The sequence below is a fragment of the Burkholderia sp. HI4860 genome, from assembly GCF_002223045.2.
GTDB lineage: Bacteria > Pseudomonadota > Gammaproteobacteria > Burkholderiales > Burkholderiaceae > Burkholderia.
In genome coordinates, this window is record NZ_NKFO02000005.1 from 434,267 (window position 1) to 447,880 (window position 13,614).

Genomic DNA, 13,614 nt, shown 5'->3' on the forward strand with positions numbered 1-13,614 from the left:
ATCTCGTAGTCGAAGCGAATTTGCTCAAAATTTTCCGCTGAAACCGCTATCATATGTGTACTCAACCTGAAGAGTGATACATGGCAACGTACAAGGAATTGAAAGCTCAAATGGAAGCTTTGGCCGAGAAAGCCGAAGCTGCACGTGCCGCGGAATTCCAGGCGATCGTCGACGACATCCGCACCAAGGTTGCGGAATTCGGCATTACCGAGAAAGACATTTTCGGTACGCGTCGTGGTCGACCGGCCAAGCAAGCGGCCGCCCCCGTGCAGGCAAAGTATCGCGACCCGAAGACCGGGGCAACCTGGTCGGGCCGCGGTCGCGCGCCCGCATGGATCAAGGACGCGAAGAATCGCAATCGATTCCTGATCCAGGAATAGGATTCTCGACGCGCACCGGCGCGCGCTAGCGCGCCGCCCTGCTATTTGGGCATCGATACCGGCGGCATTTAAAAGCCGTTCCGGTGTGGTGAAGATTTGCGCCATCCGGCGCGTGGTTGCACGCTACGCGCCGGATTTCGTGTCGCCCGAACTTTCCTGATTCAAGGTTCGTAATAAATCGCAAGCCAGACGGATTGCGTTGTTTCGTGCGTCCACGCAACGCGATGTCGGCAATGCGGCTCGATCAGCACGTAGTCGCCGGGATGCATTTCATGGCGCGTCGGACCTTCTTCGAATTCGAGTACGGCTGCGCCCGACAGCAATACGACCCATTCGGCGCGCGAGTCGTCATACCAAAAGCCATCGGGGCTCGCGTGCCCCATCGACACGATTCGCTCTACGTTCAGACGCTGCCCGGTGACGAGGCGGTCGATTTGTTCATCTTTACCGCGCTGGCCGTCGGTGGTGAAAAGATTGCCGGTTTGAAGTTGCATTGGGGTGGCCTCGTCGATGATCGCCGGGGGAAAGAATCGCGCATCGAGTGACGGGGAATATTCACCTCAGTCCAACGATCACCATTGACGCCGACTCGTTTCGCCGGAAAGTGCATCATAGCGTTTCGCATACCGCCGAACGTGTCGTGATCGAGGCCGACTACATCAGCATGCTTTCATACCGTCTCCCGTTCACACGCGATCCAGTGGAACGGTAAGCAGGTCGATCACGGCTTGCGTCTCGGGGCGCACGCCGCGCCACCACGCAAAGGCTTCCGCCGCCTGCTCCACCAGCATGCCAACGCCGTCGGCCACACCGGCGACCCCCGCATCGCGCGCCAGTCGCAAGAACGGCGTGAGGCGCTTGCCATAGGCCAGTTCATAAGCCGTGCCGTGCGCGCTGAAAACGCCGGGCGGCACGGGCGGCAAATCGCCCGTCAGACTCGCGGACGTCGCGTTGACCACCAGATCGAAGCGCCCCATGCGCTCGAGTTCCCCGTAAGCGCACGCCGTTATCGGGCCATACGAAGCCAATTGCGATGCCAGCGCTTGCGCTTTCTCGACATGACGATTCGCCACCACCAGTTGTGCGGGGCGCGCGCCCAGGAAGGGAAGCAACGCACCGCGGGCCGCGCCGCCGGCACCGAGCAGCAACACACGCTTGCCCGCGAACGGCGTGTGAAGATTCACCTCGATATCACGCAGCAGGCCGATGCCGTCGAAGTTGTCTGCGAGAATCCGGCCGCCCTCGAACTTGAACGCGTTCGCCGCGCCTGCAAGCGTCGCGCGCTCGCTGCGCTCATCGGCCATGTCGAATGCCGCAAGCTTGAATGGCGCCGTGATGTTCATGCCCTTGCCGCCGGCCGCGATAAATTTCCGCACCGCTACCGCGAACGCGTCATCCGGTTCGCGCGGCCCCTCGATGGCCGTGTAGTGCATCGCCTGTTGCGTCGCTTCGGCGAAAAGACCATGAATCAGCGGGGATTTCGTATGGCCGATCGGATTGCCGATCACCGCATAGGTATCGCTCATCGTCGTCTCACTTGTCGAACAGCACGCCGTCGGTTTGCATCGCATCGATCTCAGCGGGCGTGAAACCCAGCGATTGCGCGACTTCGCTATTGTGCTGCCCCAGATCGGGGGCCACCTCGCGGATCGTGGTATCGCACTCGGAAAACCGGAACGGCAGATTCGGCAGGCGCAGCGTGCCGTAACGCGGATGCTGCTGTTCGACGATCATGCCGCGGGCCTGGATTTGCGGATCGGCAATCACTTCGTCGATACGTTGCACCTTCGCGCAAGGCACATCGATACCGTCGAGCAGTTCGAGAATCTGCGTCACCGTGCGCGCGGCGACCCACGGCTCGACCACGCCGAGAATGTCCAGCCGATGCGTATTGCGACCCACGCTATGGTGAAACCGCTCGTCGGTACCAAAGCCGCGCGGCCCGCCGCTCGCTTCGATCAGCGACGCGAAGCGCTTCCACGCATCGTCCACCTGCGCGGCGATCACCAGATCGCCATCGATCGCGCGAAACACCCCATACAGCGTCGAGCCGGGCATGTCGTGCCCGGTCTGTTCGGGAAGCACATCGGCCAGCGTGTAGCACTGGACCGCATATTCGTGCATCGAGACGAGCGTGTCGTAAAGTGCCATGTCGATATGCTGCCCTCGCCCGCTTTTCACGCGGCCGAGCAGTGCCGCATTGATGGCCGCGACCGCGTGAATGCCCGTGTACATGTCCCCGAGCGAAATACGCAGCAGCGGTGGACGGTCGCCCGGCGTGCCGACCATCTGCATGATGCCGCTCTTGGCCTCGGCGATCAGTCCGAAACCCGCGCGATGGGCGTCCGGCCCCGTGTGGCCATACGCGGAAATGGAGCAGTAGACCAACCCTGGATTGCGCGCGGAAAGCGCTTCGTAGCCGAGCCCGAGTTTGTCGAGCGCGCCGGGCCGATAATTCTCCACGAATACGTCGGCCGAATCGCAAAGCCGCTCCATGAAGGCCTTTCCGCGTGGGTCCTTCATGTTCACGCTGACGCCGCGCTTGCCCATATTGAGCTGCAGAAAATAGCCGCTCGAGCGATCGTCAAGCACGGTCGCGTGCTGGCGTCCCGCATCGCCGCTGCCCGGTCGCTCGACCTTGATCACTTCCGCACCCAGCGCCGCAAGGCAACGCCCCACGTACGGACCCGCGAGAAAGTGGCTGTAATCGACGACACGAATCCCTTCGAGTGGACGCGCCTGTTTCATCGTTCGGCTCCCGGCCGGCGCGGCACCATCAGGCGATGCTCGCCTCGCTGCACGACTTCGCCGTGCTGATTGATCAGTTCCGACGGAAGCGTCACGATGCCCCAGTCCGGGCGGCTCTTGCTCGGGCGCATCGCGCCGATGCGAAACTTCACATGCAGCACGTCGTCGACCTTGATCGGCAGAACGAAGTCCCAGCTCCAGCCCAGCGACATGCCCGGCACAAAGCGATAATCGCTCCGGGTCTTCAGGCCGTCGGCAATCGAAAGACCAAACAATCCATGCGCGACGAGGCACCCAAAGTGGCTCGCGTTCGCATACGCTTCATCGACGTGCACAGGGGTGTGATCGCCCGTGAGATCGGCATACGCGAGAATGCGTTCCTTCGTGACGGTGTAGTGCGGGCTCACGCATTCGTCGCCTTCGCGTGCGTCGTCCCAGTATTTTTCGACGATGGTCATGTCATGCCTCCGCGCGCGGATTGATGGCGAGCGCCTGCTCCACGCAGCGCGCGGGTTTCGCCTGAATGAATTCGATGGCAAGACCATCGGGCAAACGCAGCCAGTTCGCCCCTTGCGGCATGGGCTGCACGTCGTGGCGGCGGGCGGCGGCGAGCGACGCTTCGACGTCCTCGCACATGATGCCGAGATGGCCAAGCCTTCCTTCGGGGCCCGAAAAATCCGGCTGGTGGATGAACTGCATGCCGCCGAGGGTCCAGTACTGACGCGGCGCTTCGGTCGTGCCGTCGACCTCGCGCATCGTCATGCCGAACACCTCCTCGAAAAAACGGATGTGCCAGTGGATGTCGCGCACGAAGACGGCGACGTGTTCGAGATAGGCTTTCGGTTGGCTCATGCTTGCGCCTCCGCTTTCCGGCGGTCGGCCATCGCGCGCTCGATGCCCTTGATGCACGCAACCAGCGTGGCGTTGACAGGCGTCGGCACACCGTAACGCGCGCCCCAGCGCACGACCGAGCCGTTGATGAAGTCGATCTCTGTCACGGAACCTTTTTCGAGGCTCTGCAGCATCGACGTTTTGAACGCAGCGGGCAAACCCTCGGCGGCAAGCGACCACGCCTGCTCCGGATCGTTCATCGACAGTATGACGCCTGCCGCCTTCGCGGCCGCGATCGCTTCCGCGACGGCCGCCAGCGAAGTGGCCTTGAGCAGCGGCTCGTCATAAAGCTGGCCGTAAGTCAGCGACGTGATGCCGGTCAGCGCGCCCGTCGCGACGTTCACGAGCAGCTTGTCCCACATGGTGCCGACGATGTTGTCGCTGACCTGCGTGTCGAGGCCCGCGTGGCTGAATGCGTCGGCAATACGTCGAACGCGATCCGTCACGCGTCCGTCCAGTTCGCCGATGATGGTGTGCTTGCCCGCGACGCCCGACTCGATATGCCCGATGCCGCGCAGTACGCCACCCACATAGGTCTTGCCCGCGAGCACGCGTTCGCGGCCCACCACGTCGGCAAGAATGTCTTCGTGACCGAGGCCGTTTTGCAGTGACAGCACCAGCGTTTCAGGTCCCACCAGCGCTTGCGCGCCGCGAATCGCCGCATCGGTGTGGAACGATTTGACGAGCACGATCACGATCTCGGCCGCCCCTGCTTCGTCCGGCCGGGTGGTCGCGCGAACTTGCACCTGGCGCGTGCCGCTTGCGTCATCGACGCGCAGGCCGTGGACCCGCATCGCATTGACATGATCGGGCGAGCGGTCGATCAGCCAGGTCTCGTGGCCGCCTTCGGTGAGCGTCGCGCCAATCGCGCAGCCCAGCGCGCCGGCACCCAGAATGGCAATTTTCAAGTGCGTCTCCTTAATGTGTGACGTCACGATAGGAGCCGCCGTATCATGTCGCAATACAATGGATACAATGACATCATTGCATCAAGCAATAACATAGACCTGCGATGATCCCGACCGATCTGCCCGACCTCAAGCTGCTGCAATTGTTCGACCTGCTCTACGACACGCGCAGCGTCACGCGCGTGGCCGAACAACTCGGCCAGAGCCAGCCGACCGTCAGCATCTGGCTCGCGCGGTTGCGCGAGCATTTGCACGATCCCCTTTTCATCCGGACGCCCGGCGGCATGGCGCCCACCCCGCAAGCGGATGCGCTGATCGGCCCGTGTCGGGAAATTCTCGAATCATTGCGGCGCTTCTCGGCGTGGGAAATCGCCTTCGATCCGGCGACCGCGCAGCGCCGTTTTCGCATCTGCATGACCGATGCGAGTCACGTGACGCTGCTGCCGCGCCTGCTCGCCTACGTGCGCGCACAAGCGCCTCGCGTGCGCCTGGAAGCCGCGCGGATCGACGGCAACACGGAGCGCGCGCTCGAATCCGGCGAAGCCGATCTTGCGATTGGCTACGTGCCGTGGCTGAGCGGCGGCATCTATCAGCAACAGCTTTACGAGCAGGATTGGGTGTGCCTGGCGAATCGCCATCATCCGCGTATTCGCAAGCGGCTCGGCGTCAACGCGTATCGCACCGAAGGCCATGTGGCGATCACGGGGGGAACGGGCACGGCGCTGCTCGATCAGGCGCTCGTGCGCGAGCGCATTGAACGGCAGGTGGTGCTTGAATTGCCCGGTTTTCTGGGGCTCGGCGCCATTGTGCAGACCACCGATCTGATCACGACCTTGCCGCGCCATATCGGCGAGACGCTGGCTCAGGCCAGCGATCTTTCGGTACATCCCTGCCCCATTCCCGTCGAGGGCTTCGCCGTCCGGCAACACTGGCACGCGCGCTACCACCAGGAGGCCGGCAATCGCTGGCTGCGTTCGGTCGTCGCCCGGCTGTTCGGCATGTCTGGAGCGGACGTTACAGGCTGACGGCGTTACCGTTTCGGCATCGATGTCTGCGGGTCCGTCGCAACGGTCACGCGCACGGTCGCGGAAAGATGGATGCCGTGACGGAAAGCGACCGTTGGCATGGCCGTCGGACATCAGTGAGGGTCGCGCCGGAACGAGCCGCACCTCATGCGTCGCGAGTATTGCGGCCGGTGCGATGCCGCCAAGGACACCGATTCCTTTCAATACATCTCGATTGCCTTCCACATGAAAGGAATGGCGATCGATCCGTGCCGCGGGAATAAAACCAAGCCGGCTCCGGTATATCGGGGCGTCAGGCCGCTCACCACGCCGAACGAGCCGGTGCACGACGCCCAACCGAAACGGAGAGACCGCAATGTCACACCCCAACCACGTCACCTACACACGCTTCGCGATCGCCATGCACTGGTCGATCGCCATCTTGATCCTGTTGAACCTGATGATCGGGATCTACATGGATACCTTTCCGCACAACTCGTCTCAGTTCAACGGCATCCTGTTCTATCACGCGTCGATCGGCAGCCTGATCTTCATGCTGACCGTGCCGCGCCTCGCGTGGCGTGCGACGCATACGCCGCCGCCGCTGCCGGCCAGTGTTCCGGCCTGGCAGGCGCGAATCGCCGGCGCACTGCACGGCGTGCTGTACCTGCTGCTGTGTCTCGTGCCGCTGACCGGCTACGTGCACCGCCTCGCTGGCGCGCATCCGGTCAGTTTCTTCGGCATCACGGAATTGCCAGTGCTGGTTGGCCGCGACGAACCGCTGCGACTCCTGACCGATACGTTGCATCGCGCGCTGGTGCTGACGCTGGGCTTGCTGCTGGTCATGCACGTCGCGGCCGGGCTGAAACACAAGTTCGTCGATCGGGACGGTGTCGCGGAGCGGATGGGAATCTGAGCGCGACGCGGCGGTTGATGTTCGCCAGAAGTGGCCCGTTGATCATTGGAAACCCCAGCAACCGTCATTCGCCGCTGAACGCAATGCGGATGCGGGATGATCGTCCCGCCATGCAGCAACTTCGTCACTGTCTGCACAACGAACGATCCAGGAGGGGAATTTTCAGCTCACGACACCCGCTCGAGGGGGGTGCTGCCGGAAGAATGCGTTTGCCGGAGTAGTGCAGCCACTACTCCGGACTTCCACGCCGGCGATCAGAAGCCGTGGTACATACCGATGTTGACTTGAACCTGGTTGCCACCCGATGCGGTGTTGCCAAAGTCCGCAACGGAAGCCTGCGCACCCTTGGCATGAACGTACCCGCCCATCGCGTACAGCGCGGTGCTCTTCGACAGCGAGTACGTCGCACCCAGCGACACCTGGTTGATCGACGCCATCGTGCGGCCCTCGGCAGCCAGCGCGGGCGTGGCCGCGGAGCCGTAGACATACGTGTATCCGGTCGCCAGCGACAGCGCCGGCGTTACCTGGTACTGCAGGAGCGCGCCCAGTACGTTGAAGTGGATCGACGGCTGGCCAGCGTTGCCCTGGTACTGCGCGTTCGAGTAGCGCAAGCCGGCCGTGTACGGACCAATCTGATATTGCGTGGCGACTTGCGCGATGCCCGCGCTCTTGAACGCATTGCCGCCGTTGTAGCCCGAACTCGGATAGCCCAGCGCACCACCGAAACTCGGTTGCGCCGTTGCGTTCGTCCACCCGTTCTCACCCTGGTTTGCCGCATGGAAATAGCCGCCGGCGACCGTCAGACCGCCCTGAGCGTAGTTCGCCGCCACCGACCACGATTGGCCCGAACCCATCGAACCGGCCACGCCGCCGAACGAGTACGCGCCTTCGGCCTGGAAGCCATGGATGAGCGGCGAAATGTACTTCACGGCGCTGTTCTGGTTCGTCGTGTTGTCGTTGTTGTCCACGTCGCCCGGGGTCGAGAACGTCGACGCCGAAATGGCGTCGCCCGTCAGCACCTGAACCATTTCCGTCACGGCGTCGAGCTGGCGCCCCAGGCGCACGGTACCGTACTGATCGGAAGCGAGCGATACGTATGCCTGGCGGTTGAACAACGAACGCGTGGAACCGATGGGCCCCTGGCCGCCTATGCCGCCCGTACCAATGTTGAAGCCGTTTTCGATCTTGAAGATCGCCTTGAGCCCGCCACCGAGATCCTCCGTCCCCCTGAGGCCCCACTTGTTCGAACCTGCGGCACCACCATCGAGGCCGAACCGCTTGTGGCCATTGATGTTCGACGTGTAGCCGATACCTGCATCGAGCATGCCATACAGGGTGATCGACGACTGTGCCATTGCTGCCGACGATGCGGCGAAGGCGGCAACAGCGATAACGCTGACCTTGATTTTCTTGTTTTTCATCTGTATTTCACTGTCAGGAGGGGTTGCGGGATTGTTTGAAACGGGTTTTGTTGTATTCGAATGCAGATGACGGCGCACGGCCTGCGCGTCGTCTCAGGTTGCAACAGCCGGCGTCATGTTCTCCAGATCGGCATATTCGTCTCGATCATTTCGTTATCCTCAAAATTTCATGCGGGAAGGCGCCTCGCATCTCGACCTATCCGGCATTCCCTCGATTGGAACCACCGCGACGTCCCGCCTGGACGAAGCCGCTGCGTTGCTGCCGTTGTCGCTCCAGCTGCTATCGAATTCGCCATCCGGACGAGCAGACGGGTCGAATCCGCGAAACCGAAACACTCGAGCGGATCACCGCGCGGAACCGAACGTTTCTTCGATGGCAATTCGAAGAAGCATTGGGTCGTCACGTTCCACACGCACGCCATACCCACGAGCGAGGTCGGCGAAGACGAAACCGGGCCACGCTCCACCCACGACAACAAGCGGCATGGAAATGCCGACCGCCGTCGCAGGCTGGTCGAGCGTCCGGTTCAGCCGCTGGAGAAGCACGCGACCTTTTCGCCAATCACCCACGCAACCGGGACGCGCTCTGCAGGTGCGAAAAACCATATCAGGAACATAAATCGTCGTCAAAATTTGTTTGATATAAGTTAATCGCGTTTGATACCCTTGCGGACTATCGGGATTTCCCTGATAGGAATTGGCACCGGGATGAAGTGTTGGAAAAACCGAGCCGTCGGACAAAGATCTCGTGCGGAACGGGCGCGCCAGGCGGGAGTGGCAGACGTTCTCTACCGTGATATCGCGTCGCTCCCGAAATGGCCGCGGGGCATCGCCATTCAGGTTGGCATTGCGCTGATGCGCGTCTTCTACGCCGAACGCCGGCACGGACGCGACGCTCGAAGCGGCGTCGGCTAAACGGTTCGCATCGGAGACCGAAGCGAATTTCTCACTGAATGCATTGCGGTTATTCGGGACACGGGATTGCCCAATGCAATGAGGGATACAGGACGCTGGCGCGCCCCCGACCTAATCCGGAACGTTGGATCTTCAAAGTCGACGCAGTGTCATTGCCTGGATCGCCACGTGCAAGGGTCAGCGTTCACGCGCCATTCCGGGATGCGCCCACGTCCCGTCAGCTGCGTTGAGGATGACGCCCTCGACAGGTTGTTCAAAACGGGGAATGGAGATGGGGCGTCGCAAATGATGAGACCGCCATCCTGCGACCGTCGATCGTGTCGAACATGAAACGTAGCGGCCGCCCAATCCATGCGGCGGCCGCGGAAGCGACGTCGCCTACTTCTTGACCACCGGAACGGTGAGCGAACTGACGAGCGCCGTCACCGGTGCCAGCAGACCGCCACCCGTCACAGCGCCGCCCCCTTGCCCGGAATTGCCGTTCAGCGAGACAGCCAGTGCCGGGACTACGCCGGCCACCGAGCCGACTGCCGAACCGACAGAATGCACCGCCGCGTTGACGATCGTCGCGCCGCCGGAGACAAGCGTGCCGACTGCATTGGTCGCACCTCCGACTGCACCCGCTGCCGTGCCGCCGTTGAGTGCGACACTCAGTGCCGGCAACGTGCCGGCGATCGCGCCGGTCGTACCGGTTACGGTGTTCGCCAGCGTGCTCGCGACGCCGGTCGTCACCGTCGCGAGGGATCCGGCTGCACCGCTTGCGCCGTTGAGGACGCCGGTTCCGGAACCGATGATGCCGCCGACGCCGCTCGTTGCAGGTCCGATCAGCGACGTGACGGCCGATGCGATCGGCGTGATCGCGGCCGTGCCGCTGCCGGCGATTCCGGTTACCGCGCCGGACGCCGCACCGATTGCGCCGTTGGCTGCACCGATCGGCAGCGATCCGCCGAGGGTGCCGACGATGCTGGTGATCGGCGTGATCAGCGCGCCGCCATTGCCCACGACACCGGTGACGGCGTTGACGACGCCCGTGCCGGTGTTGGCGACCGTGCCCACGACGCCGCCCAGGCCGCCGATCGCACCCCCGCTGCCGCCAACGCCACCCAGTGCGCCGGTCAACGTGCCGACTGCTCCGGTTGCCGTGTTGGCTACCGTGCCGACGACGCCACCCAGGCCGCCTGCCCCGCCACCAGTCCCGCCGATGCCGCCCAAGGTGCCCGTTACGGTACCGATCGCGCCGGTCGCCGTATTGGCTACCGTGCCAACGACGCCGCCCAGGCCGCCTGTCGCGCCACCCGCCCCGCCGATGCCACCCAAGGTACCCGTTACGGTACCGATCGCGCCGGTCGCCGTATTGGCTACCGTGCCGACGACACCGCCCAGGCCACCCGTCGCACCACCCGTCCCGCCGATGCCGCCCAGGGTTCCCGTCAACGTACCGACTGCACCGGTTGCCGTGTTGGCTACCGTGCCGACGACACCGCCCAGGCCGCCGATCGCACCACCACTGCCGCCAACGCCACTCAGGGCTCCCGTCAACGTGCCGACTGCTCCGGTTGCCGTGTTGGCTACCGTGCCAACGACACCGCCCAAGCCACCCGTCGCACCGCCAGTCCCGCCGATGCCACCCAAGGTGCCCGTCACCGTGCCAACCACACCGCCAAGACCACCAGTCGGATCACTACCGCCCACGCCACCCAACGCGCCAGTGACCTCGCCAACCGCACCAGTTGCCGCATTGGCTACCGTGCCAACGACGCCACCCAGGCCACCCGTTGCACCACCCGTCCCGCCGATGCCGCCCAAGGCTCCCGTCACCGTGCCAACCACACCACCGAGACCACCAGTCGATCCACCGCTGCCGCCGACACCGCCCAGCGCACCCGTCAACGTGCCGACCGCACCGGTTGCCGTGTTGGCTACCGTGCCAACGACACCACCCAGACCACCCGTTGCTCCACCAGTCCCTCCGATGCCGCCCAAGGCGCCCGTCACCGTGCCGACCACACCGCCGAGGCCACCAGTCGATCCACCGCTGCCGCCAACACCGCCCAGCGCACCCGTCAACGTGCCGACCGCACCGGTCGCCGTATTGGCTACCGTGCCAACGACACTACCCAGACCACCCGTCGCGCCACCAGTCCCGCCGATGCCGCCCAGGGCTCCCGTCACAGTGCCGACCGCACCGGTCGCCGTATTGGCTACGGTACCAATGACGCCACCCAGACCACCCGTTGCGCCACCAGTCCCGCCAATACCACCCAAAGCTCCCGTCACCGTGCCACCCACACCGCCGAGGCCACCAGTCAAACCGCCGCTGCCGCCAACACCGCCCAATGCACCGGTCAACGTGCCAACTGCACCGGTCGCCGTATTGGCTACCGCGCCAACGACACCACCCAGGCCGCCTGTCGCGCCACCCGCCCCACCGATTCCTCCCAAAGCCCCCGTCACCGTGCCAACCACGCCGCCGAGACCACCAGTCGGATCACCACCGCCCACGCCACCCAGCGCACCGGTGACCGTGCCAACCGCACCGGTTGCCGTATTGGCTACGGTGCCAATGACGCTACCCAGACCACCTGTTGCGCCGCCCGTCCCGCCAATGCCACCCAAAGCTCCCGTCACCGTGCCAACCACGTCACCGAGACCACCAGTCGAACCGCCGCTGCCACCCACGCCACCCAGCGCACCCGTCAACGTGCCGACTGCACCAGTTGCCGTATTGGCTACCGTGCCAACGACACCGCCCAGACCACCCGTTGCACCACCCGTCCCGCCGATGCCGCCCAAGGCGCCCGTCACCGTGCCAACCACACCGCCGAGGCCGCCCGTCGATCCACCGCTGCCACCCACGCCACCCAGCGCGCCAGTGACCGTGCCAACCGCACCGGTTGCCGCATTGGCTACCGTGCCAACAACACCACCCAGGCCGCCCGTTGCACCACCGGTCCCGCCGATACCGCCCAACGCGCCAGTCACCGTACCGACCACACCGCCGAGGCCGCCGGTCGATCCACCGCTGCCGCCCACGCCACCCAGCGCACCCGTCAACGTGCCGACCGCGCCGGTTGCCGCGTTAGCTACCGTGCCAACCACGCCACCGAGGCCACCGGTCGAGCCACCGCTTCCACCCACGCCACCCAACGCGCCAGTGACCGTGCCAACCGCACCAGTCGCCGCGTTGGCTGCCGTGCCAACGACACCACCCAGGCCACCCGTTGCACCACCGGTGCCGCCAATACCGCCCAAAGCTCCCGTCACCGTGCCGACCACACCGCCGAGCCCACCAGTCGGATCGCCGCTGCCGCCAACGCCACCTAACGCTCCTGTCACTGTGCCAACCACGCCACCGAGACCACCCGTCGATCCACCGCTGCCACCCACGCCACCCAACGCGCCAGTGACCGTGCCAACCGCACCGGTTGCCGCATTGGCTACCGTGCCAACGACACCACCCAGGCCACCCGTTGCACCACCGGTCCCGCCGATGCCACCGATGCCGCCCAACGGTCCCGTCACCGTGCCAACCACGCCGCCGAGACCACCAGTCGATCCACCGCTGCCACCCACGCCACCCAGCGCGCCAGTGACCGTACCAACCGCACCAGTTGCCGCATTGGCTACCGTGCCAACGACGCCACCCAGGCCACCCGTTGCACCAACAGCCCCGCCGATGCCACCCAAGGCTCCCGTCACCGTACCAACCACACCGCCAAGCCCCCCCGTCGATCCACCACTGCCGCCCACGCCACCCAGCGCACCGGTGACCGTACCGAGCACGCCCCCGATACCGCCCGTAGCGCCACCGCCACCGCCTCCACCAATCCCGCCGAGTGCCCCCGTCAGAGAACCGGCCACGCCCGCGACCGGCGCGAGCAATCCGTCACCCAGACTGATGGCCGCACTCCCCGCCGCCGACCCTGCCGCCCCGATCGCGATACCGCCGGCATTCGTCGGGCCGCCAACCGAGACGATCGCGTTCCCCCATCCCGCCACGGTGCCGACGAGCCCCCCGGCCGCCGACGAACCGCCGCCGATGATCACGCCATCGGCATTACTCAGGCTTCCCGGCACGGACGTCACGACCACCGCCTCCGACGCGCTGGCGGCCACGCTGAACAAAGCCGCGACCGACAAGGCGATGCCTGTCAATTTCACGTTCATTTTCGTTTTCATGAAGACCCTCATTTCGGTTGAACAACCGCGGAACAGCTCGAACGACGACGCCTGGACCTGCCGCCCGAAGGTGGCGCGAATCGTTTGCGGATCGCCCGATACGACACGTGTTGAAACGGGTTTGAACAGGCCGGTGCAGCGGAATGGCAACCATCGCGACAAACACTTCATGCCAATTGATCTGCATCACGAAACATCAGTCATGCGAATCGAACCACCAACCATGAAACCATCGATCAACCATCGGCCGCT

At 64.4% G+C, this 13,614-nt stretch carries 12 protein-coding genes; 3 read left to right on the forward strand and 9 right to left on the reverse strand.

Annotated features, from left to right (window positions below):
• The first annotated feature begins 80 nt into the window (after positions 1 to 80).
• On the forward strand, positions 81 to 380 hold the full coding sequence (locus CFB34_RS36110) for an H-NS histone family protein (RefSeq protein WP_011350136.1): 300 nt from the start codon (positions 81 to 83) through the stop codon (positions 378 to 380).
• Positions 381 to 541: 161 nt separating this feature from the next.
• Here the strand turns inward: CFB34_RS36110 and CFB34_RS36115 are convergent, their stop codons facing one another.
• From CFB34_RS36115 to CFB34_RS36140, 6 genes are all read right to left on the reverse strand, one after another.
• On the reverse strand, positions 542 to 874 hold the full coding sequence (locus tag CFB34_RS36115; protein WP_089444444.1) for a cupin domain-containing protein: 333 nt from the start codon (positions 872 to 874) through the stop codon (positions 542 to 544).
• A gap of 192 nt (positions 875 to 1,066) precedes the next feature.
• Entirely contained in the window at positions 1,067 to 1,906 is an 840-nt protein-coding gene (aroE, locus tag CFB34_RS36120; protein WP_089444445.1) for a shikimate dehydrogenase, read from the reverse strand.
• 7 nt (positions 1,907 to 1,913) lie between these two features.
• On the reverse strand, positions 1,914 to 3,128 hold the full coding sequence (locus CFB34_RS36125; RefSeq protein WP_089444446.1) for a CoA transferase: 1,215 nt from the start codon (positions 3,126 to 3,128) through the stop codon (positions 1,914 to 1,916).
• Complete coding sequence (locus CFB34_RS36130; protein ID WP_089444447.1) at positions 3,125 to 3,586, reverse strand: MaoC family dehydratase; 462 nt, start codon at positions 3,584 to 3,586, stop codon at positions 3,125 to 3,127. Before CFB34_RS36130 ends, CFB34_RS36125 begins: the two co-directional genes overlap by 4 nt.
• Before the next feature lies 1 nt (position 3,587).
• Positions 3,588 to 3,980 carry a VOC family protein gene (locus CFB34_RS36135; protein WP_089444448.1) on the reverse strand — a complete coding sequence of 131 codons (393 nt, stop codon included), beginning with the start codon at positions 3,978 to 3,980 and terminating at the stop codon, positions 3,588 to 3,590.
• Positions 3,977 to 4,927 carry a 2-dehydropantoate 2-reductase gene (locus CFB34_RS36140; protein ID WP_089444449.1) on the reverse strand — a complete coding sequence of 317 codons (951 nt, stop codon included), beginning with the start codon at positions 4,925 to 4,927 and terminating at the stop codon, positions 3,977 to 3,979. Before CFB34_RS36140 ends, CFB34_RS36135 begins: the two co-directional genes overlap by 4 nt.
• 104 nt (positions 4,928 to 5,031) lie before the next feature.
• Between CFB34_RS36140 and CFB34_RS36145 the strand changes: the two genes are divergently transcribed.
• Together CFB34_RS36145 and CFB34_RS36150 are read left to right on the forward strand one after the other, a co-directional pair.
• The gene (locus CFB34_RS36145; protein WP_089444450.1) at positions 5,032 to 5,952 is read left to right on the forward strand and encodes a LysR family transcriptional regulator; all 921 of its coding nucleotides are present in this window, start codon (positions 5,032 to 5,034) and stop codon (positions 5,950 to 5,952) included.
• Between the two features lie 355 nt (positions 5,953 to 6,307).
• Positions 6,308 to 6,847 (forward strand): cytochrome b/b6 domain-containing protein, encoded by a 540-nt coding sequence (locus CFB34_RS36150; RefSeq protein WP_089444451.1) that lies wholly within the window; start codon positions 6,308 to 6,310, stop codon positions 6,845 to 6,847.
• A 254-nt stretch (positions 6,848 to 7,101) separates the two neighbouring features.
• Here the strand turns inward: CFB34_RS36150 and CFB34_RS36155 are convergent, their stop codons facing one another.
• The 3 genes from CFB34_RS36155 to CFB34_RS39145 form a co-directional block, all read right to left on the reverse strand.
• On the reverse strand, positions 7,102 to 8,268 hold the full coding sequence (locus CFB34_RS36155; RefSeq protein ID WP_069249746.1) for a porin: 1,167 nt from the start codon (positions 8,266 to 8,268) through the stop codon (positions 7,102 to 7,104).
• 345 nt (positions 8,269 to 8,613) lie between these two features.
• Positions 8,614 to 9,153: a hypothetical protein gene (locus CFB34_RS36160; RefSeq protein ID WP_143329567.1), complete on the reverse strand. Its 540-nt coding sequence runs from the start codon at positions 9,151 to 9,153 to the stop codon at positions 8,614 to 8,616.
• A 408-nt stretch (positions 9,154 to 9,561) separates the two neighbouring features.
• Positions 9,562 to 13,533 carry a hypothetical protein gene (locus CFB34_RS39145; protein WP_256979886.1) on the reverse strand — a complete coding sequence of 1,324 codons (3,972 nt, stop codon included), beginning with the start codon at positions 13,531 to 13,533 and terminating at the stop codon, positions 9,562 to 9,564.
• Between the last annotated feature and the right edge of the window lie 81 nt (positions 13,534 to 13,614).

Excerpts from the sequence above, each read along its gene's own strand:
- CFB34_RS36150 (WP_089444451.1), top strand. The coding sequence starts at position 6,308 with ATGTCACACCCCAACCACGTCACCTACACACGCTTCGCGATCGCCATG.
- CFB34_RS36155 (WP_069249746.1), bottom strand. The coding sequence starts at position 8,268 with ATGAAAAACAAGAAAATCAAGGTCAGCGTTATCGCTGTTGCCGCCTTC.
- CFB34_RS36110 (WP_011350136.1), top strand. The coding sequence starts at position 81 with ATGGCAACGTACAAGGAATTGAAAGCTCAAATGGAAGCTTTGGCCGAG.
- CFB34_RS36125 (WP_089444446.1), bottom strand. The coding sequence starts at position 3,128 with ATGAAACAGGCGCGTCCACTCGAAGGGATTCGTGTCGTCGATTACAGC.
- CFB34_RS36145 (WP_089444450.1), top strand. The coding sequence starts at position 5,032 with ATGATCCCGACCGATCTGCCCGACCTCAAGCTGCTGCAATTGTTCGAC.
- CFB34_RS36130 (WP_089444447.1), bottom strand. The coding sequence starts at position 3,586 with ATGACCATCGTCGAAAAATACTGGGACGACGCACGCGAAGGCGACGAA.
- aroE (WP_089444445.1), bottom strand. The coding sequence starts at position 1,906 with ATGAGCGATACCTATGCGGTGATCGGCAATCCGATCGGCCATACGAAA.
- CFB34_RS36135 (WP_089444448.1), bottom strand. The coding sequence starts at position 3,980 with ATGAGCCAACCGAAAGCCTATCTCGAACACGTCGCCGTCTTCGTGCGC.
- CFB34_RS36115 (WP_089444444.1), bottom strand. The coding sequence starts at position 874 with ATGCAACTTCAAACCGGCAATCTTTTCACCACCGACGGCCAGCGCGGT.
- CFB34_RS39145 (WP_256979886.1), bottom strand. The coding sequence starts at position 13,533 with ATGAAGTGTTTGTCGCGATGGTTGCCATTCCGCTGCACCGGCCTGTTC.